This is a genomic window from Bacillus cereus group sp. MYBK222-1 (genome assembly GCF_051916425.1).
Taxonomy (GTDB): domain Bacteria; phylum Bacillota; class Bacilli; order Bacillales; family Bacillaceae_G; genus Bacillus_A; species Bacillus_A paranthracis.
This window is the reverse complement of sequence record NZ_JBQAGP010000003.1, coordinates 501589-522561: the sequence shown is the minus strand read 5'-3', so window position 1 is coordinate 522561 and position 20973 is coordinate 501589. Positions and strand designations below refer to the sequence as shown.

Below are 20973 nucleotides of genomic sequence, written 5' to 3'. Positions count from 1 at the left end.
TTGCATGAGCAAAGGTCATTTTTGTATTTATTTCCCGTTAAGTTTATTAGCTAATTTGGTAAAAAAGGTCCGCTGTTTTATAGGAATATTTGACTGGCAAAATGTATAATAATCAATATCTTTAATGTAAGTAAAGAGTCTAGAAATAGCATATAGGAATGTAATAGAAGATCCAACTGCGAAACTAATGCCGTAACCATTGAATCCAAATGGAAGCAGGATAAGGCTTAATAACAAGTTTGCAAAAAAGAAAATAGCTGATGTTCGAAATGCCCCTTTACGATCCTCAAAGTATAGAAGTAGTAATGTAATAACGAGCACCATTCCATTTGCATAAGCACCAACTATAGTTAGTTGCAGAATAGAGTAATTAAGTGTTGTGTTTCCAGATTGCGAACTAAACATCCATATTATAAAAATAATAAGTAAGGAAAAAATACCTTGATTACGAAGTATACGTTCCATTTCCTGCTTTAAGACAAAGTTCATGGAATCTTTTAATTGTAAAAGCGTATGTAATGTTCCGCCATTGTTTACCGAACCGAAGAACTTTTTATATCTTTCATAAAACCTGGTTTCAATGGATACTACAAAGAAAATATAGGTTGGGATAATACTTAAATACGCCCAGAAAACAGCAGTATCATAAATTTGATGATAAATAAATGTGTTTTCAATATTTCCCCGACCGTCTCCAAACCAAATAACAAAATTACATACCCAAATACCCACATTGTAAAATAGGCTTGACCAAAATAACTCTGGATATTTATCTAAATAAGAAAGAAAGGTAAATTGTTCAGTAGCATCGCTATTTGGAAACATTCGTACAATAACGATACTTAACCATACTAGTGTAATGAAAGTACCAATTGTAAAAGAAATTAAAAGCAATAGGGCAGATCCATGTTCTAACCCAAGTGTAGGGTGCCAGTAAGCTACTAGGATAATTCCTAATAGGGAAAAAATGGATCCGATTAAAAATGCCAGTGCAATTGATTGATAATCTTTAGCTGCTGTTAAATAAATGGACTGAATCCAGATGATATTTAAAGCTAAAAATAAAAATAGCATCACGATTTTATAATATAAAGCTAACGGTGTGAAAAATGCAAACAAAAGCCATAACATAATAGCTAAAAAAAGTGTGATCTTCGTCATTCCTAAAAATGAAGAAAATACTTTATCAGCTTTTTGTTCGTATAAAAGGTCAGCTACATATCTAGTTACAATGAGCTGCAATGCTCCGTAAATAATTTGAGAAAAAATAAAGCAATATGAAATTGAAATAGTGAAAAGACGCTGTTCTTCAATTGAAATAGAATGAAATAAACTCAAAATGAATCTAATAGTTGTTACTGCTAAAATAACGACTAACCAAGGACCAGCTGTAACAAATAACGAAAATCCATAAGCTTTTACCCTTGAAGAATAGTAGTCTTCCTGAAATAATTTTTGTAATCGAAATCCTATACCTGCCATGTTTTCGCACCCCTTTCTAAATAAAGCTTACGATAACTATCAACAACACCTGATAATTGATAATATGCTTCAATACGATTACGCCCATTGTTTCCGAATTGTTGAATGGATTCAGGGTGGCGATAATACCATTCTAAGTGGGTGGCAACTTGTTCAGGAGATACAGGTGGTACAACAAAGCCACATTGGCCGTAAGGATCTTCATCTTGTCCATAAATTAACTCCTTACAAGAACCAACGTCTGTAACAACCCATGGTAATCCCGATGCCATTCCTTCTAACATAGCTAGTGGTTGCCCTTCAGATATGCTAGTTAATACGAGAATATCCGTTTGTTTTAAGTAATCTTTAATGTTTACTCTGCCAGTCATTATTACATGTTCTTTTAATCCAAGTTGCTGAATTAAATCACGACATTCTTGGGCATACTCTGGTTCTTCTGTATCAGGACCTAATAAGTAGAAGATAAACGGAATATCTTTTTCTAATAATAATTTAGCTGCATAAATCATTGTTTTTACGTCTTTAATTGGCACAACTCGTATAATAGCAGAAATAATGAGTTTATCTGAATTATGTTTTGGCTTACGTAGCCCTTTATAGTCAGATAAAGTAACACCATTTGGAACAATTTTTAGTTTATGGGCCGGAGCTCCTAGTTCTTTTTGATATGCACTATTCCGTCCGAATAACGTAATCACATCAGCAGCTTGTTCATATGCTTGGTGAGATAAATGATGGAAGAAAGAAACCCATCTTTTTTTGTATTCGATTGGTATCCAAGTTGATTGGAGTATTTCCTCTTCACGTTCCCGAGAATAAATACCATGCTCTGTTAGAATAAATGGTATGTCAGATTTGGCACTAATTGCAGCTCCAAGAAGCCCACCATAGCCTGTAGATACAGAATGGATAAGATCTAATTCAGGAAAATCAATTTGTAAAATTTGAATGATTGGTGTGAACATAGATCTCCACATCCAAAAGTAATTTAAGAAAGAACCACTACTTTCTTCATACAAATAGCTTTCTTTCACTATTTCATAAAATTCACGACTTTCGAAGAAGGAATGTAGTGTTCCTAGCTTTTGCTTGTTCCCTAATATTTGTAATGCTTCTGTGTCGTTAGCTTGGAATGTAAACCATTTTTGAAGTGTTTGTACTTCATCAGTCGTTAAATTGGTTTTTATATGGTTTGAGTCACTTTCTGATTGTAAGGGAATCATAATGATATCTTTTACATTGTTAGGAATTTCATATTGATATTCCTCTTCTGTTTTTATTTGCGGTACGATCGCAAAGATGGTGAATTCATGTTCTTTAAATTGTTGGATAATCATTTGTACCCAACTTGCTACTCCGCCACTGACAAAAGGATAACTTCCTTCAACGACTAAACCTATTCTCATCTGCTATACCCCTTTAATTGGAATTGTAGCGTTAGCTTGTTTTAATATAACGCTATAAATTTGTGAATCTAGCTTTGTAACTGTGCCGTATGGGAATGAACCGGTTTTTAATTTTTTCCCTTCTTCCACACGTATAATCGTTGCAGTGTGGTTTGGTAATCCTTTATATGCAATGTGAACAGCATCATCTTCATAAGAAACAGCTAAATCACCGGTTTGATAAATTTTCATGGAAGCAGTTGCTTCACTTTGTGTCATACTTTTTATATAAGGATATTTTTCTCGTATTTCTTTAATTGTCGTTTTATAAGCTTTAAATAATTCTTCCCACGTTAAATTACCCGAACGTTTTTCATCAAGGATATCATCTGGATGGACGAAATGTGAGATAACCCCTAAATTTGCAGTAACATCAGCTAAAATAAATTGTTCTTCATCTGAAATGGCATAGCCACTCGTAATACGTGGGAAGTGATAAATATTTTTGTTGTGCTCGTCTGGTCCAAATTCTTGAATTAAACTGCCGTTACTTTTACTTCCCACATATAGAGAAGCAACTGTTTCCATAGTTGGGACCGCGTCGTTTAATGCACTTAATCCAGTCGTATTTATAATATTGGATGGTGGTACATAGGTTTTCAGTTTTTCGTTTGGAAAGAAGTTATACACGAGTCTTTGTAAAGCATCTAAGGATCTCTCCATGTCCTCTTTTGAATTCCATGGAACATATTCAAGTGCTTTATCTACTGGGTCTGGTGGTAATAATAAAGGTTGATGGTTATAGCCATGAATACCGATTTCTCCACCGTGACTTAATAATTCTCTCCCAAATAATAAATAGGTATTTCTATTTTTACCTGTAAAATTTTCAAAGGGTGGCGTTACTTTATTTTGATATGTCCCAATTGCAACCCCTGTATATTTAATATCAAGCTCTTCAGAGATATCCTTCATATTTTTCCACCAATGTTTTTTATAAAATTCTTCAACAGAAATTTTTTCTGTTGTTAAGTTTTTTAGTTCTCCACTTGGAATTGGAGATGGGAAGTCATCGATATACATAATCTCCGCTCCAAGTTGTACTGTAGCGAAAGTCGGGAAAATAGTACCCAGTGATTGAACGAACATACCTCTACCTAATTTATCGTTCAATGCTGTTGTATTCCAATATAAGACTTTTCCTTCACCGTAGTCATTGGTCCAAAGGATGGGAGTATCTTCTGCAGTAATCCAAGTATTAGTTGTATTCTCATCTAGCGTAATATTCATTGAGCTATGAGTGAACAATGGAGAAGAACTTGAGAGATCAGGATAACCAGGGAATAAAACTTCTTCAAAGGTTAATCCCTTCACATCTTTGAAGCCTTCTTTTTTTGTAATACCAAATAATGTGTTCCAGGAAGAATCTGAATCAAGTCGGTTTGCGATAATAATTCTTCCGCCCATTTGTACAAAATTTTGAATATCGGCTTGTGGAAGTTGCGCCATTATTTCACCTGTAATAATAATTCCTGTATAGGGAGAGGGAGTAAGTCCCTTAATTTCATTAGCTGTAATATTTTTATAGTGTAGGTGTGCGTAATCCATTGCCTTTTTCGTATTAAATTCGACTTGTTGCCCTAATGTATTATCCGTTTTTAAAACGTATAATTGCATTTTTTGTCCATTTTGGGCTACATCTTTTGCTTTGAGTGTTTTAACAGTATCTGTTTCTTTAGTTTTAGGAACAGAAAACTTTTGATAGAAATTTTCTGTTCGATATATAAGGATGGATATAATTAAGAGAAATAAAATGATACTAACAATTCCGATATATATATTAATCCCCTTTTTCAATGTGTGCGCCTCCAAACTGCCTTACAAATAATTGATATTTACGCGGTAGTATATGAACTCTTTTTGCAGCTGCTAGATTATTGATTAAGTTATAGAGCTCGTCCCATAACTTTTGCTCATAATATATTTCAAGTAACCCAACGTAACCGTAATATGATTCAGGATAGAAATGAATAAGATTTAAAAATTGTTCTTCAGACTTTGCATATTGTTTTGTATGTAGAAACAGATTTCCAAGGTGGAAAGGATAAAGAGGTTCGGTAGGGAATAGTTCTACACTTTGTGTAATAAAATTCATAAATTCGGCGATTATTTTTTCCTTTTGCTGATTAGAAAGAAGACCACTGTCTACATATCTTAAATAGTTAGAAACCAATTCTTTTGCAATTTCATTTTGTGGATTTTGTAGGAATTGCTTATTTAAGTATTCGATCTGTTTTTCGTACCGTTCATTTAGTAAATTAATAGTAGTTGCTGCGTAATGTACAGTTTCAGGATCTTTATGGTGAATGGCTTCTTTCAATAAGCCTCCTTCATTGGAAATAGGGGAGGAGCTTAACTGTACAATGAGTTGTTTATGTAATTCAGGCTTATCTAGTTCTAATCCAGAAGAAAATGAAATTAGGTCCATATCTTGTTTTGCTGATGCCAAAATATCTTCATAATGATCAACTTGAAAGGAAACATACTCAGAGTATTGCTGTAACCACTCGGTCTTGGAGCGTCTTATATTCAGTAATAACATGATTGCTGATACAATAAGTCCGACAAGCGGGAAAAGGAGAGAGATAATCAAGCAAAACTCAATAATTCCTTTCTTATCTTCAGTAATCAAACCTTTCGTAAATCGAAATAAAAGAAAAACCAAAATAGCATAAATAAAGTAAAGAAGGAGTAAAATCATTAGAATACCACTCCTTTAGAAGAAAGAGCGTTTTGTATACGAGTTTTGACTGGTAATAAAAATTTTTCTTCAGTGCCAGGTAATAGAATCATAACTTTTTGTTCGGTCGTACTATAACCGAATATATCAATATCACGCAAATGATCTTTTAAAATAGAATTTATCATTTCTAAGGAATCTTGTGGAACAGTAAATTCAAAATAGGAATATGGATAAGATAATGTTTCGTAACGTTTCTTTTCTATTTTTAGTAAATGTTCAAATTCATCTTCATAATAAATGCTCGTTTTAGGGAATGTACGATCCTCTTGACTTGATAGCCAAAGATTAGAAGCGTTTTGTAAACGATCACCCATCCAGCGTAAATACCATGTGAAAAGTTCGAATTGCTCAGAAGTTACTTTTGAAAATTCAATTTCGTCTAATATAATGACATATTGTACATCATCTTGGAATAGGACGGGACCAACTAAAAGTGGAGCGTCTTGAAAATCCTCTTCTGTACGGAAAAAAGGTCGATTATGTGCTAGAGCATTTTTGATGACTAGCGAAGCATTTTTAACAAAAATGGATTGAGGTAAGGTATTTTTACCAGTTTCTGCTCTTAATTTAATACGAAGTGATTGTTTATTGTTATCGACGTGATAGATACCAATTTTTTTTGCTCCGAAATACATTTTTAATACATTTATCCCCTCATCGAGTACAATTTCAGGATGTGTATGATTTAAAGCTTTAAACATATGATACATTTTAGATAAGTGATTATTTGATTCAAGTACACGAGAACGTAGTGTAATACGTGTTTCATCCAATTGTTTCACAACATATTTTAATTCTTTATTTTCGGCTTTTAGCTCATTATTTATCATATGTACATCTTCATACCGTTCCTTTTGTGCAGTACTCATTAGTCCACAACATAAACTAATAACAAGTAAGAAAATCCAATTAATCCAGTAATCTAATGAATAAAAGTACAGTAATATATCATCTTCCTTATATATACCGCTTACAAAAATATAAATCATTGCTTCTAGAAAGGTGAAAAGGGCGATAGATATGCCATACCGGCTAGAAATAATTAATGTAATAAATAAGAGTAAGAAGTATTCATACGTTGGTGTTAGAAAATCAGTTAGTATTGAGAGAAAAAATAGAGCAATAAAGAGAATCGTAGGTTCAATCATTTTTTGTAATAAATTAGATTGTCTATAGTGCATAAAAAATCCCTTCTTTCGTTTGCAAATTTAATTTTGAGGAATAGTACACTGAAATAAAATACATAATTTAAAAGAATTATTTTAAAATATATAAAGCCCAAATCATTTTATCAACAGAGATGTAGTAAATTCAAGTGAAATAAATTCTAATTTTTGTTAATGTATTGTATTTATTGGGATTTTTATTAAATATCGAGCTTGAAAAAATGTAAAATGTTATTGTATTACTATACTTGTATTAATATTTAAAATGATAAAAAATTACAGTTTTATAGGGGGGGAATATTATTATGGAGTGGAAACGTTCCATATGCTTTTTAGCTATATTTTCTTTTATTTTTTCCTCAAGTACATCCACCCAAGCAAATGTCGTGGAACCAGTTTTAAAAAATGTACGAAGTTATAAAATTTATTATGGTGAAGCAAATGAGCAAGTAATTGAGGGACTTTCAAAGTATGACATGGTCATTATAGAGCCATATGCATTTTCGAAAGAGCAAGTTCAGCAATTAAAAAAATCAGGAACAGTAGTCCTTGGGTATGTTAGTGTTTTAGAATTAGAATCGTGGCATAAATCGCAAGTAGTTGAATCAGACTATTATTATCGAGACGGTAAGAAAATGAAGATTGAGCAGTGGGATACATATATTATGAATTTAGCTGATGAACATTACCGACGGATTGTTGTAAATAAGGTGAAACAGCAAATTATTGGAAAAGGAATAGACGGTGTGTTTTTAGATACCGCTGGTGATATTGACGACTATTTTTATGATCAGCCAGTTACACAAGGGAAATTTCGCGAAGCATATGTAAATTTATTAAAAGAAATAAAAGGTGTTAATTCTGATTTGCTTCTTATACAGAATTGGGGATTTGACACAATCAAAAATACATCCTTGAATTTTATACATGGTGTATTGTGGGAGGACTTCAATAAACAAGTTATTACGAAAGATGAATGGAGTCAAAATTGGATGCACTATTTTAAACAACAAAGTAATAAGATTGTAACGTTTACCGTTACTCCAAATACCGTATCTAAAAAATATAGTTCTATAAATGGATTTATTCCTACAATTAATCCGAATGATATTTATGATAAATAGCAATTATTAGGGATGAGAAACTATCAATATTGAATATGAAAGTTTAGGTCAGTATACGATTATCTTATAAAGATGAATGTATTACTGACTAGCTCATTTTATAATATTCCATGTTAGAAATTAGTAGAATAAGATAGAAAAAGTGCATTATCCTATTAACTTTTATAGAAATAAAAAACGTAATATTTAAAATAACATCAATACTTGTGTCATGGTTAGAGTACGTTTATAATCAAGGAATCCTATTAATGTTCTGATAGGGTTATTTATGATTGAAAGCGTTTTAAATTCGGTGTTCTTCAAGGTAGGAAGTCTGACCTATTTGGATTAAAAATTATGTATGTAGTTTTAAATAGGAAGAAAAATAATAAAGAATTACTTTATATTGTGGGGAGGTTAAAAGTGTGAAAGGGAAAGACTTTCACACGAATACATATGGGTTACGTAGGATTATTACTTTCGGGTGCAGCTTTATTTTTAAATAGTCTCGTTATATTAGGAAAAGCAGAGATGAAAAGTGCAGGTGTTTTTAATTTATTTGTGGGTGCACTACAAATTATTATTCCGTTCTATTTAATCATGATTTCTGATCAAAGTAATTGGACGGTATATTCATATGCAGCTACTTTCTTATTCGGATTAACCTATTTATATGTAGGTGTTACTTTTATAAAAGGAATGGATAGTAGCGGTTTAGGTTGGTTCTGCATTTGGGTAGCAATTATTGCTTTATTCTATATGGTTGTTTCATTTGTTCAATTCCACGATGTTGTGAATGCGTTAACGTGGTTTATGTGGGCATTACTTTGGTATTTATTCTTTGTATTAAATACACAAAAAAAGAACATCAATCAATATCTTGGAAGGATTGCCTTCGTACAATCATGGGTAACATTGACGTTACCTTCACTCTTTTATTTTATGGGAGTATGGGGAGAGGGATTCGTATATGAATTATGGGTTTATGTATCTGTAATTTCTATTTTATACTTCTGTTATTGTATTTATAAATATCGAGTACGTTAATATATTTTTTGTAGAAAAGCATGGAATCGTTAAACGTGTTCCATGCTTTTTATATGTTAGCATTTATAATAGAGAGGTAGTATTTTACAATTTATCGAAATGGGGATGATAAAGTTGAAAAAAGTATTGGTGCTAGGGGGAACTAGATTTTTTGGTAAACATTTAGTAGAAGCACTTTTGCAAGACGGGCACGATGTAACGATTGCGACGAGAGGAATTACGGAAGATTTTTTTGGGAGTAGAGTAAAAAGACTTATTGTAGATAGAGAAGATGAAAAACAACTAACAGAGCGTCTAACAGATAAAAGTTATGATATTGTATACGATAATTTATGCTATAGCTCGAATGCAGCGAAGATAATATGTGAAGTGTTACGAGGGAAAACGAAGAAGTATGTTATGACATCTTCAATGGCTGTCTATGAACCTGCACTAAGCTTATCAGAAGAAGACTTTAATCCGTACGAGTATGCAATCGCGTATGGAGATAGGAATGACTTCAATTATGGTGAAGGAAAGAGATTAGCCGAAGCCGTTGTATTTCAACAAGCAACATTCCCAGTTGTTGCAGCTCGTTTTCCGGTTGTTATTGGAGAAAACGATTATACGAAAAGGTTACAATTTTACGTTGAACATATTGTGAGAGAAGAACCTGTCGCAGTGAATGATCTAGATGGAAAATTGTCGTTTATACATGAAGAAGAAGCCGGGGAATTTTTAGCTTGGTGTGGGATGAAAGATATAGAAGGGCCAATTAATGCTTGTAGCAACGGGGTAGTTTCTACTCGGGAAATTATTCATTTTATAGAAGAAAATACGGGAATAAAATCACTCATTCAAGAAGTAGGAGATCATGTAGCACCTTATAATGAATTGACTAATTGTACATTACATAATGGAAAAGCTAATGAATTAGGATTCCCGTTCCGAGGGTTGAAAATAGAAATAGAAAAAGTATTACGTTATTACATACATGCAATGAAATGATCATAAATCCCCCGGTGGCAATCCGGGGGATTCTGGAGGATTTCGACAATACTAATTTTACATTACCAAACTTACCTTATACGCACGACTAATGTTTTTGTGATTGAATTGCTTGTAAATATTTTTCATTTACCCGGTCCCAGTTCACTGTATGCCACCAGTTGGTAACAAATTCTGGGCGACGATTTTGGTACTTTAAATAATAGGCATGTTCCCATACATCAATGACAAGTAATGGAATTTTTCCTTCTTGCAAAGGTGTATCTTGATTAGGTGTACTCATTACAGTAAGTTCTTCACCATCAAGGACAAGCCATCCATAACCACTTCCAAAACGGCTAATTGCTGCTTTAGACAGTTGATCTTTTAAGTTGTCAAAGGTATTGAAATAATAATCAATTACTTTTGCAACGTCTCCATTAGGCTCGCCGCCACCCCGTGGGCTCATTACTTCCCAAAAAAGACTATGACAATAATGTCCACCACCGTTATTTCTGACAGCTGTAACAATTTCCTTTGGTAAAGCTTCTAAATTACATAGTAACTCTTCTAAAGATTTATTATGTAATTCCGAATAGTTTTCTAATGCGGCATTCAAATTATTTACGTATGTCGCATGGTGCTTTCCATGATGAATAGAAAGTGTATTGCTATCGATATATGGCTCTAGTTCATCATAGTCATATGAAAGCTTTGGCAATTGAAATGAAGACATGACATTTCCTCCTTTCTCTCTAAAAGTTGGTCTAGGTAAAAATAATTTACCTGAGTAAAAAATACACCTATTTTTCATGAAAGTCAATAGTAATCTCTTAATTTTCTGAAAGATAGTACAATAAAAGTAACACTTCGACTTTCGTTTGTGACTCTTATTCTTTTTGCTTATACTGTAAAGTAATAACGTTTTGTTGAAATAGAAGGAGATCGCTTATGAGTAAAACGAAGCAATTAATAGAGGAAGCGAGTCATTTTATTACGATTTGCTATAAAGAGCTTAATAAAGAACAATTCATAGAAGAACGCATGAAAGAAATTCGAGTTGAAATAGAGAAGACGGGGACGTATGAACATACATTTGAAGAACTTGTTCACGGATCGCGAATGGCATGGCGCAATAGTAATCGATGTATCGGAAGACTATTTTGGAGTAAGATGCACATATTAGATGCACGTGAAGTAAATGATGAGGAAGGTGTATATAATGCATTAATTCATCATATTCAATATGCAACGAACGACGGAAAAGTGAAACCGACCATTACAATTTTTAAGCAATATCAAGGTGAAGAAAATAATATACGAATTTATAATCACCAATTGATTCGGTATGCAGGATATAAAACAGAAATGGGAGTGATTGGTGACTCTCATTCCGCTGTGTTTACAGATTTTTGTCAAGAACTTGGCTGGCAAGGAGAAGGTACGAATTTCGATGTATTGCCACTTGTGTTTTCTATAGATGGAAAAGCGCCGATATATAAAGAAATTCCGAAAGAAGAAGTAAAAGAGGTGCCAATTGAACACCCAGAATACCCAATTTCGTCACTTGGAGTAAAATGGTACGGGGTTCCAATGATTTCAGATATGCGCTTAGAAATTGGCGGTATTTCCTATACAGCAGCTCCGTTTAATGGATGGTATATGGGAACAGAGATTGGGGCACGTAACTTAGCGGATCATGATCGCTATAATTTACTTCCAGCAGTTGCGGAAATGATGGATTTGGATACATCAAGAAACGGTACGTTATGGAAAGATAAGGCATTAGTTGAATTAAACGTGGCTGTTTTACATTCCTTTAAAAAACAAGGAGTCAGTATTGTTGACCATCATACTGCGGCGCAACAATTTCAGCAATTTGAGAAGCAAGAAGCTGCTTCCGGTCGTGTTGTAACGGGCAATTGGGTGTGGCTCATTCCGCCATTATCTCCAGCTACCACTCATATTTATCATAAACCGTATCCGAATGAAATTTTGAAGCCGAATTTTTTTCATAAATAGTTTGTAGTATAGGGCATTTTCTGTAAAAATATAATTTTTTTTAACTACTGTTACGTAGCAAATGGAAGCCTTTACCCTCGGTTATTTTTGGAAGGAGCTTTTTGAACCAAGGAGTTCCTTATGTTATAATCAAATTTCTGTTTCGAAGACCTTATAGAAATATAAGGTCTTTTATTTTGCTTTTTTATGTAAGAGGAATAGAAATTTTCTTTTAAATAAGGGATTTAGCATATTTTTAGGGACAACATAAGTGTGTAGTAAATAGATAAATTATTATGCTTATATAATCATTGTGTTTTGGGTGTAAACAATAAAACATAATAAAGTTGTTTTTTTAGATTGCTGAGGAAGGAGGAAGTGTAAATGAGGATGAAGAGTCGAAAAACGGATTGGCCTGTATTTCTTATTAGTGGTGGTTCGCTTTTATTATTTGTAATTGCGGTTTTCTTAAATAAAAATTATGTAGAGGGAGTCATTAATAGCAGTTTTGCAGCTTCAATTAAATATTTTGGTGCCTTCTGGCAAGTTTTATTAATTGGTACATTTATTGTTGCAATGTGTATGGCGTTCTCGAAATATGGAAGAGTTAAACTTGGGGGATTAGAAAAACCTGAGATTAGTACGGCAAAGTGGCTTGCTATTATTATGTCGACATTACTTGCCGGAGGTGGCGTTTTTTGGGCAGCTGCAGAGCCAATGTACCACTTGATGACGGTGCCGCCGATACATGAAGGTATATCTGCTGGAACGAAAGAAGCAGTAATGCCTGCTTTAGCACAAAGTTATATGCACTGGGGTTTCCTGGCGTGGACGATTTTAGGTACAATCAGTGCGGTAGTTATGATGTATGGGCATTATCATAAAGGTATGCCGTTAAAACCTCGAACGCTTTTATATCCTATTTTTGGTGAGAAATTGCGAAAGAGTTTGCTTGGAACAATGATTGATGCATTTGCCATTATTGCGGTAGCTGCAGGGACGATTGGACCAATCGGATTTTTAGGCTTACAAGCAAGTTATGGCCTACAAGCATTGTTTAATATTCCTGATGTTTTTACTACTCAATTAGCAATTATTATTTGTGTAGTTGCGGTTTCTACTATATCTGCAGTAACAGGAATTAATAAAGGGATTCAAATTATAAGCGATTTAAATGTTAAATTAGCGATTTTATTAATGGTATTTGTATTATTATGTGGACCAGGTGGATTTATTATTGATTCGTTTGTATCTTCGTTTGGATTTTATATAAATGAATTTATTCCAATGAGCACATACCGCGGTGATACAGGTTGGTTAGGATCGTGGACAATCTTTTTCTGGGGATGGTTTATTGGATATGGACCGATGATGGCAATTTTAGTGAGCCGCATTTCAAGAGGAAGAACAATTCGAGAAATCATCGTTGCAATTGGAATTATTGCACCTATTATTACAACGTTTTGGTTTACTATACTAGGGGGATCAGGTGTGTTTTATGAGTTAATGAATCCTGGTTCTATATCGACCGCATTAAGTGCATCTGGTATGCCAGCTGCTATGATTGCAATTACAGAGCAACTGCCGCTCTCTCATATTATTGGACCGGCATTTCTTTTATTAACAATTTTATTTGTGGTGACAACAGGAGATTCAATGGCTTATTCGATTTCGATGGCAGTGACTGGAGACGGGGATCCTAGAATTAGCTTACGAATTTTTTGGTCGCTTATTATGGGAGCAATTGCGGCAATTCTTTTATACATGGGTGAGGGAAGTATTAATGCATTGCAATCATTCATCGTAGTAACAGCTGTCCCAGTATCTGTTCTGTTGTTCCCAATGCTATGGCTAGCCCCTAAAGTGGCAGGGGAACTAGCATTAAAACAAGGTATTGTAAAAGAAGAAGAGCAAACTTCTTTCTTGTTCCAAAAAGCTAGTAGATCAAAATAAATAATTGTATATTTTATATCAAAAGAGGAAGCATTTCATTAGAGATGCTTCCTCTTTGCTATTTATATAACTATCTTTCTTGAAGGAAGATCGTACACTGTGTAGTTTCAATCTATTCTAATACTTTATCCTTCGTCTCTGGGACAAATAATAGCATTGTAACTAAACCGATTGGATAGATAATGAAGATAAGAGATAATGCTCCCATTACATTACCACCTGCAGCAAGTAATCCGATAATAACAGGTCCAAAGCCAGCTAAACCACGTCCAGTACCGAAAATAAAGTTTTCTGCTGTAGAACGAGCTTCAGCGGGATAGTTTTCAGCTAAAATTGCTCCGAATCCTCCCATCATGCCATTTGCAAAGAATCCAAGCAATGCACTTCCCCATAGCAATAATGTTGAATCTGTGAATAAGAAGAAGTAAATGAGACAGTATATAGTACCACCAACATAATAGATTGTAAAAGTTTTACGGCGACCAATTTTATCGGCTAGAATACCAAAAGTTGCAATTCCAATGAGCATGCCAATCGTAGAGATGAACATCCAACCGCTCGCTTTTGCTAATGTGTAGTTATATTTATTCGCCAAAATAGTTGGCATCCATGTAAAGATTCCATAGTATCCGAAGTTCTGGATGAATGACATAATAATAAGACCAATTGTTGTTAGCGTTACTTTTTTATTTGCAAATAGCTTTCGAAGTGGGAACTTTTTCATTTGTTTTAATTGCTCTGCCTCAGTAGTTGTTAAATTACCTTCAGCTTCTTTTTGTAACAATTCTTTTTTGTATCGTTGTTTTTGTTCCCATATTTTCGGTTCACTTAAACTTTTTCGGACATAGACAGCTAGTAGTGCGGGAATGAGTCCAAATAAGAAAACGGCTCTCCATCCAAAGTGTGGAACGATAAATGCTGGTAGGAGTGAAGCGACTAGTACGCCGAATTGCCATCCAAGTGCCACAACGGATGTTGCCTTTGCGCGCATTTCTTTCGACCATGTTTCAGTTACGATGGCCATCCCAATTCCGAATTCACCACCAACTCCCATTCCTACTAAAAAGCGAAGAATTAATAATTGCCAATAATCTGTTGCGAAATAAATAAGTGCTGTCGCGAGTGAAAATAGTAAGATTGTGAAGGCCATCGTACGGATACGCCCAAATAAATCAGCAATAAATCCAAATAAATAAGACCCAATTAGCATTCCTATTGTAGTAGCTAAAGTTAAGTTCCCACCTTCAACAGGGCTTAAATGAAATTCTTTTAAAATGTAGACGAGTACGAAAGATAAGAGCAACATATCTAAGCCTTCTGCTGCATATCCTAGCGCAGACCCAAATAATGTTTTATATCTTTTCCCTTTCGTCTCCTCTGTTGTTGATTGTACATCAGTAGTGACGTTCATCATTATTCCTCCTTATTTTCTTCTACAGTCGCTATGGAAGAATAACAAAAGGCCTTCTCACCTGATATGATGAGAAGGCCAAAAAAGCATACGTATTCCTAGAAAAGAACATACGTATATTGTATTCCGACTTCCTTCTCAACCTCACGGGGTTGGGTTAAAGGACTGTATTATATTACTTTATTTTTAGCACTCTTCTATTAGATTGTCAAATAAAGAGGGAATTGTTATGTGTAAAATATTGCAAAAGGTATTTCATTCTTCTTGACGCCCACTTCACTATTTTCCGATAATAAAACTAACTACTATAAAAAGGAATGAATCACAGATGCTAAATTTAGTACTTATGATGATTGAACGCGTCGGACTTATTGTTATTTTAGGATTTTTACTTTCGCATATTAAAACATTTAGGCGCCTCCTTCATAAGCAAGATGGTTATGTAGATAAGCTTAAGCTTATTTGTATTTTTTCGGTGTTTACAATTGTAAGCAATTACACTGGGATTGAAATAGCGGGTAATACGATTATGAATGAAAATTGGCTACAGGGTGTTTCTTCATCGAGCACAATCGCGAATACACGTATTATGGGTGTTGGAATTAGTGGATTGCTTGGCGGACCTATCGTTGGAATTGGAGTAGGATCGATTGCTGGTATTCACCGTTATATGCTTGGCGGGACGACTGCACTAAGTTGTGCAATCTCTTCAATTTTAGCGGGGGTTATAACAGGTTATATTGGATACATTTTCAAAAAGTATAATCGTACAATTACGCCTAAATTTTCAGCGGTTTTAAGTGTGTTTATCGTTTCTTTAGAAATGATTATGATCTTATTGATTGTAGAGGATGGAATGAGTATTGTGAAGACAATTGCGATACCAATGATCCTTGTAAATAGCTTTGGAAGTTTTATTTTACTTTCTATGATACAAGCTATTTTGCGCCAGGAAGAGAATGCAAAGGCACTTCAGACTCATAAGGTATTACGTATTGCAGATAAAACGTTACCGTATTTTCGCCAAGGGTTAACAGAAGAATCGTGTAAGCATGTGGCACAAATTATTCACCGCTTTACAGGAACTGATGCGGTATCCTTAACAGATACAGAGAAAATATTAGCTCATGTTGGATTAGCATCAGATCACCATATTCCTTCACATAGTTTAATAACTGGTTTGTCGAAAGAAGTGTTACACACAGGAAAAATAATGAAAGCAAAATCACATGAGGTCATTAATTGTCAACATAAAGGATGCCCTTTGCAAGCGGCGATTGTTATTCCACTAACTTCACATGGAAATACGATAGGGACATTAAAACTGTATTTCAAAAATCCTAACCAGTTAAGTCGTGTGGAAGAGGAATTAGCAGAAGGGTTAGCAAAAATATTCTCTACACAACTTGAATTAGGGGAAGCTGAGTTGCAAAGTAAATTATTGCAAGATGCGGAAATAAAGGCATTACAAGCACAAATTAACCCACACTTTTTATTTAATGCGATTAATACAGTATCAGCTTTATGCCGAACAGATGTAGAAAAAGCAAGGAAGTTATTATTACAGCTTAGTGTGTATTTCCGTTGTAATTTACAAGGGGCACGTCAGTTATTGATTCCACTAGAACAAGAATTAAACCATGTACAAGCATACTTATCGCTAGAACAAGCAAGGTTTCCAAATAAGTATGAAGTAAAGGTGTATATTGAGGATGAGCTAAAGACAACTTTAGTACCACCATTTGTTCTTCAACTATTGGTTGAAAATGCGTTGCGACACGCCTTTCCGAAGAAGCAACCAGTATGCGAAGTGGAAGTGCATGTTTTTGAAAAAGAGGGTATGGTTCATTTTGAAGTAAAAGATAATGGGCAGGGAATTGAGGAAGAACGTTTAGAACAATTAGGAAAGATGGTAGTTTCGTCAAAGAAAGGGACTGGAACAGCTTTATATAATATTAATGAACGTCTTATTGGGTTATTTGGGAAAGAAACGATGCTTCATATTGAAAGTGAATTAAATGAGGGGACAGAGGTTACTTTTGTTATTCCGAAAAAAGTAGGGGAGGAAGAGCAGATTGTTAAAAGTACTAGTAGTTGATGATGAAATGTTAGCACGTGATGAACTAAAGTATTTATTAGAGAGAACGAAGGAAGTTGAGATAATTGGTGAGGCTGATTGTGTAGAGGACGCATTAGAAGAGTTAATGAAAAACAAACCAGATATTGTTTTCCTAGACATTCAGTTATCTGATGATAACGGATTTGAAATCGCGAATATATTAAAGAAGATGAAAAATCCACCTGCCATTGTATTTGCGACTGCCTATGATCAATACGCGTTGCAAGCATTTGAAGTAGATGCGTTAGACTATATTTTAAAGCCATTTGATGAAGAACGTATTGTACAAACATTAAAGAAGTATAAAAAACAAAAGCAGTCGCAAATAGAAACGAAGCAAGAAATAAAAGGGGCAGATGTAACGGCAGATATGCATAAATTAGCATTACCAATTGAAGAATCAATCGTACTTGTGAATATTGAAGATATTATATATGTAGGACTTGTGGATGGAAAAGTAACAGTAAAAACAATGAGGGACACATATATAACACACGATACACTTGTGATTTTGGAAAAGAAGTTGCCACAAGCAAGTTTTATGCGTGTTCATCGTAGTTTTATTGCAAATATTAATCACATTACTGAAATTCAGCCATGGTTCAATTCTACTTATAATTTAATTATGAAAGAAGGATCAAAAGTACCTGTTAGTCGTACATATGCAAAAGAACTCAAGAAGCTGCTTCGTATTTAAGAAGCAGCTTTTGTATTTCATCCTTTTATATTTGTAACTGATTCTGTATATTTGACGTTCTGTTATGTAAACGCTTACTAAGGCGGTTATATCCTATACAATAAAGGTACCAAATCGAAAGAGGTGGCAAAAATGAGTACGAAAAAAGTATATAGTTTCTTATCACAAGCCTTCATATTCTCAGCTATTATGTTAATTTCTAATATTATTGCAACACATTTACCAATTCCGATGCCTTCATCGGTAATCGGGTTAGTCATTTTATTTAGTCTATTATGTTTAAAGGTTATTAAATTGGAACAAGTTGAATCACTTGGAACAGCTTTAACAGGTATTATCGGATTCCTTTTCGTCCCATCAGGTATTTCGGTTATTAATTCTCTTGGTGTAATGGGACAATATTTTGTACAAATTTTAACTGTAATTGTTGTTGCAACAGTTATTTTACTCGCTGTAACAGGATTATTTGCACAATTTATTTTAGGAAAAGATAAAAAAGAAACAGAAGATACAAAAGAATTGAAAGTAGTAAATAAAGGACGCAAGCACGGAAAAGTTGCGTAACCATTTTAGTATATATTGTTAGGAGGGAATGAACATGGCAAGCACAATGACTCCATATTTCGGAATCGTCGTTTCATTAATCGCATACGGAATCGGAACATTATTATTCAAGCATTCAAAAGGGTTCTTCTTATTCACACCATTATTCGTAGCGATGGTATTAGGGATTGTCTTTTTAAAAGTAGGTAACTTTACTTTCGAAGAATATAATACTGGTGGAAAAATGATTAGCTTTTTCTTAGAGCCAGCAACAATCGCGTTTGCAATTCCATTATATAAACAAGTGGATAAGTTGAAAAAATATTGGTGGCAAATTTTATCAGCTATCGTGGTTGGATCTATTTGTTCAGTAATTGTCGTGTTCATTGTTGCAAAAGCAATTGGCCTAGATACAGCAGTAATGAATTCAATGTTACCACAAGCGGCAACAACAGCAATTGCATTACCAATCTCTGAAAGTATTGGTGGTATACCAGCAATTACATCATTTGCAGTAATCTTTAACGCAGTCATCGTATACGCATTAGGAGCGTTATTCTTAAAAACATTTAGAGTGAAACATCCAATTGCAAAAGGTTTAGCACTTGGAACAGCAGGTCATGCATTAGGAGTGGCAGTAGGAATTGAAATGGGTGAAGTAGAGGCAGCTATGGCAAGTATTGCTGTAACAGTAGTTGGAGTTGTAACGGTAGTTGTCATACCGATGTTCATGCCATTCATTGGATAGTAAAACTTACTTAAAAAATGAGAAAAGCAAGCTATTTGTAGGACAGATTTCTACTGATAGCTTGCTTTTTATGTTACAGTAGTGGTAAGACCTATTGTGACAAAATGTAAGTTTCCTTAAATCTTCATTAATACTGTGTAGAATACGTTTTGAATTAGGTCATTGTATTGTAAAATAAGAAGTAAGCTACTATAGATCTGCTAAGGTAGGCGTATAATGAGCTTATAAAAATCTTAATATGAATGAATAATTAAAAGTAGAAAAGAGAGAAAAATCTACTTATTAACGTTTTACTTTATAGGACAGGAGAGAGTACTCGTCGATTATGCAAATAAAAAACCTGTTTCAAAGCAAAGGATTTCAGAGGTTACTCGTATTAGTAATACTTGCCCTCGTGTTATACGGGCTGCAAAGTATGTTGAATTTAATTTTAATTACGTTTATTCTTACGTATTTAATGGATCGATTCCAAAAGTTTATTTCCCGCAAATTAGATCATTTCATGCCCATTAATCGAAAACTCATTATAGCATTTCTATATGTCATGTTAATTGGTGGAATTGCTATTACGCTATTTAAATATTTACCAGTATTAACGATACAAATTTCACAATTGATTTATCAATTTAACGTATTTTTAAGAAACCCACCGGACAGTGAATTAATTAAGTATGCAGTTAATGCTGTTAATCATATGGAACTTTCGAAGTATGTAGGACAAGGCGTTGACATTTTGTATAAATCGATTACGAATGTTGGGAAATTTGGCCTTCAAGTGTTACTTTCTTTAATTTTAAGTTTATTTTTCTTATTGGAGAAAGCTCGTATCGTTGCTTTTACTGCAAAATTTAAAGAGAGCAGACTTGCAATTTTCTATACTGAAATCGAGTACTTCGGTAAGAAATTTGCACGTTCATTCGGAAAAGTAATTGAGGCACAATTTTTAATTGCAGTTGTTAACTGCGTTTTATCCGTTATTGCATTATGGATATTAGGATTCCCACAATTATTAGGTTTAGCGTTAATGATCTTCTTACTTGGTTTAATTCCAGTAGCTGGGGTTATCATTTCGTTATTCCCGCTTTGTATGATTGCTTACAATATCGGCGGTATTATGTACGTTGTTTATATTTTAGTTATCGTAACAGTCATTCATGCGCTTGAAAGTTACGTGTTAAATCCGAAGTTTATGTCACAAAAAACAAACTTACCAATTTTCTATACGTTTATGGTATTAATCTTCTCGGAACACTTCTTAGGTGTATGGGGATTAATTATCGGTATTCCAATCTTCATTTTCTTATTAGATGTCTTAGATGTGACAAGTGATGAAATGGAGAAGGACGCTGGGAAAAAATAAAGTGAAGTAAGAAATGAACTGTACCCTATAAAGTGGATAATTTAACAAAAGAATTCTCCTTTGTATTTCATTAAAAATAATTTTGCTCATTTCCTGTATCTCACTTTTATCATCGTTTCCATTATTAATGAGGAATGAGCGTGAAAATGCACCAAACCCCCAAATCATAGACTTTTTTAGTGTCCA

Annotated in this window: 17 protein-coding genes; 10 read left to right on the top strand and 7 right to left on the bottom strand. The window is 33.9% G+C overall.

What is annotated here, in order from left to right; genetic code table 11:
* Positions 1 to 27: 27 nt before the first annotated feature.
* The 5 genes from pelG to ACTFR9_RS18510 are packed head-to-tail and all read right to left on the bottom strand — an operon-like array spanning position 28 to position 6854.
* Positions 28 to 1482 (bottom strand): exopolysaccharide Pel transporter PelG, encoded by a 1455-nt coding sequence (pelG, locus tag ACTFR9_RS18530; protein ID WP_000907292.1) that lies wholly within the window; start codon positions 1480 to 1482, stop codon positions 28 to 30.
* A complete protein-coding gene (gene pelF, locus ACTFR9_RS18525) occupies positions 1470 to 2891 on the bottom strand; it encodes a GT4 family glycosyltransferase PelF (RefSeq protein WP_049114171.1) in 1422 nt (473 codons plus the stop codon). The genes pelG and pelF overlap by 13 nt, the downstream gene beginning before the upstream one ends.
* A 3-nt stretch (positions 2892 to 2894) precedes the next feature.
* Positions 2895 to 4727 (bottom strand): DUF2194 domain-containing protein, encoded by a 1833-nt coding sequence (locus tag ACTFR9_RS18520; protein ID WP_229136582.1) that lies wholly within the window; start codon positions 4725 to 4727, stop codon positions 2895 to 2897.
* Positions 4711 to 5631 (bottom strand): tetratricopeptide repeat protein, encoded by a 921-nt coding sequence (locus tag ACTFR9_RS18515; protein WP_000601986.1) that lies wholly within the window; start codon positions 5629 to 5631, stop codon positions 4711 to 4713. Before ACTFR9_RS18515 ends, ACTFR9_RS18520 begins: the two co-directional genes overlap by 17 nt.
* Complete coding sequence (locus tag ACTFR9_RS18510; RefSeq protein WP_000559346.1) at positions 5631 to 6854, bottom strand: hypothetical protein; 1224 nt, start codon at positions 6852 to 6854, stop codon at positions 5631 to 5633. The genes ACTFR9_RS18515 and ACTFR9_RS18510 overlap by 1 nt, the downstream gene beginning before the upstream one ends.
* Before the next feature lie 290 nt (positions 6855 to 7144).
* On the opposite strand from ACTFR9_RS18510, the gene ACTFR9_RS18505 reads away from it, so the two are divergent.
* The 3 genes from ACTFR9_RS18505 to ACTFR9_RS18495 all read left to right on the top strand — a co-directional run bounded on the left by ACTFR9_RS18505 (position 7145) and on the right by ACTFR9_RS18495 (position 9976).
* Positions 7145 to 7963 carry an endo alpha-1,4 polygalactosaminidase gene (locus tag ACTFR9_RS18505; protein ID WP_000454997.1) on the top strand — a complete coding sequence of 273 codons (819 nt, stop codon included), beginning with the start codon at positions 7145 to 7147 and terminating at the stop codon, positions 7961 to 7963.
* Between the two features lie 435 nt (positions 7964 to 8398).
* A complete protein-coding gene (locus ACTFR9_RS18500; RefSeq protein ID WP_000542569.1) occupies positions 8399 to 8989 on the top strand; it encodes an AmiS/UreI family transporter in 591 nt (196 codons plus the stop codon).
* Positions 8990 to 9094: 105 nt separating this feature from the next.
* Positions 9095 to 9976, top strand: a complete 882-nt coding sequence (locus ACTFR9_RS18495) for an NAD-dependent epimerase/dehydratase family protein (RefSeq protein WP_061131964.1) — start codon at positions 9095 to 9097, stop codon at positions 9974 to 9976.
* Positions 9977 to 10064: 88 nt separating this feature from the next.
* Here ACTFR9_RS18495 and sodA read toward each other — a convergent pair whose 3' ends face one another.
* Entirely contained in the window at positions 10065 to 10691 is a 627-nt protein-coding gene (gene sodA / locus ACTFR9_RS18490) for a superoxide dismutase [Mn] (RefSeq protein WP_000094046.1), read from the bottom strand.
* A 215-nt stretch (positions 10692 to 10906) separates the two neighbouring features.
* Here sodA and ACTFR9_RS18485 point away from each other — a divergent pair, with 215 nt between their 5' ends.
* Both ACTFR9_RS18485 and ACTFR9_RS18480 read left to right on the top strand, forming a co-directional pair.
* Entirely contained in the window at positions 10907 to 11977 is a 1071-nt protein-coding gene (locus ACTFR9_RS18485) for a nitric oxide synthase oxygenase (RefSeq protein WP_000047608.1), read from the top strand.
* Between the two features lie 363 nt (positions 11978 to 12340).
* A complete protein-coding gene (locus ACTFR9_RS18480) occupies positions 12341 to 13909 on the top strand; it encodes a BCCT family transporter (protein WP_229136584.1) in 1569 nt (522 codons plus the stop codon).
* Between the two features lie 112 nt (positions 13910 to 14021).
* Here the strand turns inward: ACTFR9_RS18480 and ACTFR9_RS18475 are convergent, their stop codons facing one another.
* The gene (locus ACTFR9_RS18475; protein ID WP_001103440.1) at positions 14022 to 15320 is read right to left on the bottom strand and encodes an MFS transporter; all 1299 of its coding nucleotides are present in this window, start codon (positions 15318 to 15320) and stop codon (positions 14022 to 14024) included.
* A gap of 328 nt (positions 15321 to 15648) precedes the next feature.
* On the opposite strand from ACTFR9_RS18475, the gene lytS reads away from it, so the two are divergent.
* The 5 genes from lytS to ACTFR9_RS18450 all read left to right on the top strand — a co-directional run bounded on the left by lytS (position 15649) and on the right by ACTFR9_RS18450 (position 20787).
* Positions 15649 to 17418 (top strand): two-component system sensor histidine kinase LytS, encoded by a 1770-nt coding sequence (lytS, locus tag ACTFR9_RS18470; protein ID WP_229136586.1) that lies wholly within the window; start codon positions 15649 to 15651, stop codon positions 17416 to 17418.
* Entirely contained in the window at positions 17396 to 18136 is a 741-nt protein-coding gene (locus ACTFR9_RS18465; RefSeq protein WP_000921833.1) for a LytR/AlgR family response regulator transcription factor, read from the top strand. Before lytS ends, ACTFR9_RS18465 begins: the two co-directional genes overlap by 23 nt.
* A 132-nt stretch (positions 18137 to 18268) precedes the next feature.
* The gene (lrgA, locus tag ACTFR9_RS18460) at positions 18269 to 18700 is read left to right on the top strand and encodes an antiholin-like murein hydrolase modulator LrgA (RefSeq protein WP_000104902.1); all 432 of its coding nucleotides are present in this window, start codon (positions 18269 to 18271) and stop codon (positions 18698 to 18700) included.
* A gap of 34 nt (positions 18701 to 18734) precedes the next feature.
* Entirely contained in the window at positions 18735 to 19427 is a 693-nt protein-coding gene (gene lrgB / locus ACTFR9_RS18455) for an antiholin-like protein LrgB (protein WP_000168869.1), read from the top strand.
* 325 nt (positions 19428 to 19752) lie between these two features.
* A complete protein-coding gene (locus ACTFR9_RS18450; RefSeq protein WP_001166015.1) occupies positions 19753 to 20787 on the top strand; it encodes an AI-2E family transporter in 1035 nt (344 codons plus the stop codon).
* Positions 20788 to 20973: the final 186 nt, after the last annotated feature.

Coding starts and splice junctions, on each gene's coding strand:
- lytS (WP_229136586.1), top strand. CDS start 15,649: ATGCTAAATTTAGTACTTATGATGATTGAACGCGTCGGACTTATTGTT.
- lrgB (WP_000168869.1), top strand. CDS start 18,735: ATGGCAAGCACAATGACTCCATATTTCGGAATCGTCGTTTCATTAATC.
- ACTFR9_RS18485 (WP_000047608.1), top strand. CDS start 10,907: ATGAGTAAAACGAAGCAATTAATAGAGGAAGCGAGTCATTTTATTACG.
- lrgA (WP_000104902.1), top strand. CDS start 18,269: ATGAGTACGAAAAAAGTATATAGTTTCTTATCACAAGCCTTCATATTC.
- ACTFR9_RS18480 (WP_229136584.1), top strand. CDS start 12,341: ATGAGGATGAAGAGTCGAAAAACGGATTGGCCTGTATTTCTTATTAGT.
- pelF (WP_049114171.1), bottom strand. CDS start 2,891: ATGAGAATAGGTTTAGTCGTTGAAGGAAGTTATCCTTTTGTCAGTGGC.
- ACTFR9_RS18515 (WP_000601986.1), bottom strand. CDS start 5,631: ATGATTTTACTCCTTCTTTACTTTATTTATGCTATTTTGGTTTTTCTT.
- ACTFR9_RS18475 (WP_001103440.1), bottom strand. CDS start 15,320: ATGAACGTCACTACTGATGTACAATCAACAACAGAGGAGACGAAAGGG.
- ACTFR9_RS18495 (WP_061131964.1), top strand. CDS start 9,095: ATGATAAAGTTGAAAAAAGTATTGGTGCTAGGGGGAACTAGATTTTTT.
- ACTFR9_RS18510 (WP_000559346.1), bottom strand. CDS start 6,854: ATGCACTATAGACAATCTAATTTATTACAAAAAATGATTGAACCTACG.
- sodA (WP_000094046.1), bottom strand. CDS start 10,691: ATGTCTTCATTTCAATTGCCAAAGCTTTCATATGACTATGATGAACTA.
- ACTFR9_RS18505 (WP_000454997.1), top strand. CDS start 7,145: ATGGAGTGGAAACGTTCCATATGCTTTTTAGCTATATTTTCTTTTATT.
- ACTFR9_RS18500 (WP_000542569.1), top strand. CDS start 8,399: ATGGGTTACGTAGGATTATTACTTTCGGGTGCAGCTTTATTTTTAAAT.
- ACTFR9_RS18450 (WP_001166015.1), top strand. CDS start 19,753: ATGCAAATAAAAAACCTGTTTCAAAGCAAAGGATTTCAGAGGTTACTC.
- pelG (WP_000907292.1), bottom strand. CDS start 1,482: ATGGCAGGTATAGGATTTCGATTACAAAAATTATTTCAGGAAGACTAC.